This window comes from Dietzia sp. CW19 (assembly GCF_014145265.1).
GTDB classification, from domain to species: Bacteria; Actinomycetota; Actinomycetes; order Mycobacteriales; family Mycobacteriaceae; genus Dietzia; species Dietzia natronolimnaea.
The window spans coordinates 1-2,532 of the sequence record NZ_JAALEE010000192.1; the positions used below are offsets into that span (position 1 = coordinate 1).

Sequence of the window (2,532 nt, forward strand, 5' to 3'; positions counted from 1 at the left end):
TGGGCCTTGGCCTGGGCTCGTGGGGTCAGCGCCACGGCCTCCTGCTGATCCATCTGCGACCTCGGTACCGTCGAACTCAGTGGAAGAAGTGCCGGGCGCCGGTGAAGTACATCGTGATCCCGGCCTTCTCGGCGGCCTCGATCACCTCTGCGTCCCGGACGGACCCGCCCGGCTGCACCACCGCGCGCACCCCGGCCTCGGCGAGCACCTCGAGCCCGTCGGCGAACGGGAAGAACGCGTCCGACGCCGCCACGGCCCCGGTCACCCGCTCCCCCGCGCGCTGCACCGCGAGCCGGGCCGAGTCGACACGGTTGACCTGGCCCATGCCCACTCCGACGGTGGCGCCGGACTGGACCAGCAGGATGGCGTTGGACTTGACCGCCCGGCAGGCGCGCCACGCGAACAGCAGGTCGCGCAGGGTCGCCTCGTCGGCGTCGTCGCCGCACGCCTTGGTCCACCCCGCGGTCACGTCGCCGTCGGCGTCCAACGAATCGCGCTGCTGCACCAGCACGCCGCCGGAGATCTGCTTGCGCTCGAGCTCCCCCTGCGCCGGCGGGTTCGCCTCGAGGATCCGGATGTTCTTCTTCCGCTGCAGGATCTCCACGGCACCGTCCGCGTAGGAGGGCGCGATGATCACCTCGGTGAAGATCTCGGCCACCTGCTCGGCCATCTCCAGGGTCACCTCGCGGTTGGCGGCGATCACCCCGCCGAACGCGCTGACGGGGTCGCACTCGTGGGCGGCGCGGTGGGCCGCGGCGATGTCGGCGTCGATCGCGATGCCGCACGGGTTCGCGTGCTTGATGATCGCCACGCACGGTTCGGCGTGGTCGAACGCGGACCGCCAGGCGGCGTCGCCGTCGACGTAGTTGTTGTAGCTCATCTCCTTGCCGTGCAGCTGCTCGGCCTGAGCGAGTCCGGGGGCCGCGGCGGAGTCCGTGTAGAGGGCGGCGCCCTGGTGCGGGTTCTCTCCGTAGCGCAGGGTGGCGGCCAGGTCGAGACTCTGCCCCTGCCACACCGGAAAGCTCTCGTCCCCGTCCCCCGCGGGGGTCGCGGTCTGCTCCGTCATCCAGGTGGCCACCGCGACGTCGTAGGCACCGGTGTGGCGGAAGGCGGCGGCGGCGAGCCGACGGCGCTCCTCCAGCGGGAATCCGCCCTCGGCCACCGCGTCCAGGGCCTCGCCGTACCCGGCCGGGTCCACCAGCACCGCGACCGACGGGTGGTTCTTGGCCGCCGCCCGGACCATGGACGGACCACCGATGTCGATCTGCTCCACGCACGCGTCGAAGTCCGCGCCGGAGGCGACGGTGTCTGTGAAGGGATAGAGATTGACGACGACGAGCTCGAACGGACGCACACCGAGTTCCGCGACCTGCTCGAGGTGTTCCGGCTTGCGCGTGTCGGCCAGGATGCCCGCGTGCACCCGCGGGTGCAGGGTCTTCACCCGGCCCTCCAGGCATTCGGGGAACCCGGTCAGGTCCTCGACGGGCGTCACCGCGACCCCCGCGGCCGCGATGCGCTGGGCGGTGGAACCGGTTGACACGATCTCGACGTCGGCGGCCGCCAGACCCCGCGCGAGATCCTCGAGTCCGGTCTTGTCGTAGACGCTGATGAGCGCACGGCGGACGGGCCTGCGGGAGTCGGTCACGATAGGTGCACCTTTCGACCTTCGGTGTGGAGTCGGCCACGGGCGGCGGCCGCGAGGATGTCGACGAGCAGCTCGCGCTCGACGACCTTGATTCGTTCGTGGAGGGACGACTCGGTGTCGTCGGGGAGGACGTCGACCGCGCACTGGGCGATCACCGGGCCCGTGTCCACCCCGGCGTCGACCAGGTGGACGGTACATCCCGTGACCCTCACCCCGTAGGCGAGCGCGTCCCGCACCGCGTGGGCGCCGGGGAAGGACGGCAGCAGGGCCGGATGGGTGTTGACCACGCGCCCCGCGAACTCACCGAGGAACGCCTCGCCGAGGATGCGCATGAAGCCCGCGGAGACGACCCAGTCCGGCGAGAACCCGCGCACCGCGTCCGTCAGCGCACGGTCCCAGGACGGGCGGTCGGGGTGATCGGCCGGACGGACGATCGCGGTGGGCAGTCCGGCGGCCCGGGCGCGGGTCACGGCCTCGCACTGGCGATCGGAGACCAGGCCGACCACCCGGTAGGGGCAGTCGGCCCCGTCGGACGAGTCCAGGACGCTCTGCGCGAGCGAGCCGGCACCGGAGGCCAGGAGTACGACCTGGCAGGGTGCTCCGGACTCGGCACTGACCACGTCCTACGCTCCTGCCCGTCGATCCACCTGCCCGCAGGATTCCCGGGCACGGGTCGCAGTCTAGTCGGAGGCCTTCGGGCTCTCGTCAGGGCTCTCCCCGGCCGTCTCGGCTTCGACTGACGCCGCGCCGTCTACCGCCGCGCCGTCCACCGCCGCGTCGTGCCCGTCCCCCTCTGTCGCTCCCCCGGAGTCCGGCGCCGTCCCGCTCGCGGAGTCGGGGGACTCGGGACGGGGGGCCGCCACCTCGTCGTCGTCGGGCTCGTCGCC

The 2,532-nt window shown here is 72.4% G+C and carries 3 protein-coding genes; all 3 read right to left on the minus strand.

Going from position 1 to position 2,532, the window contains the following annotated elements; genetic code table 11:
• Window positions 1-76: 76 nt before the first annotated feature.
• The gene (gene purH / locus G6021_RS06565; RefSeq protein WP_182640892.1) at window positions 77-1,645 is read right to left on the minus strand and encodes a bifunctional phosphoribosylaminoimidazolecarboxamide formyltransferase/IMP cyclohydrolase; all 1,569 of its coding nucleotides are present in this window, start codon (window positions 1,643-1,645) and stop codon (window positions 77-79) included.
• Window positions 1,642-2,265, minus strand: coding sequence for a phosphoribosylglycinamide formyltransferase (gene purN / locus G6021_RS06570; RefSeq protein WP_179525860.1), 624 nt, complete (start codon window positions 2,263-2,265; stop codon window positions 1,642-1,644). The genes purH and purN overlap by 4 nt, the downstream gene beginning before the upstream one ends.
• 60 nt (window positions 2,266-2,325) lie before the next feature.
• On the minus strand, window positions 2,326-2,532 hold a 207-nt coding region (locus tag G6021_RS16915), incomplete at its 5' end, for a hypothetical protein (RefSeq protein ID WP_206682646.1).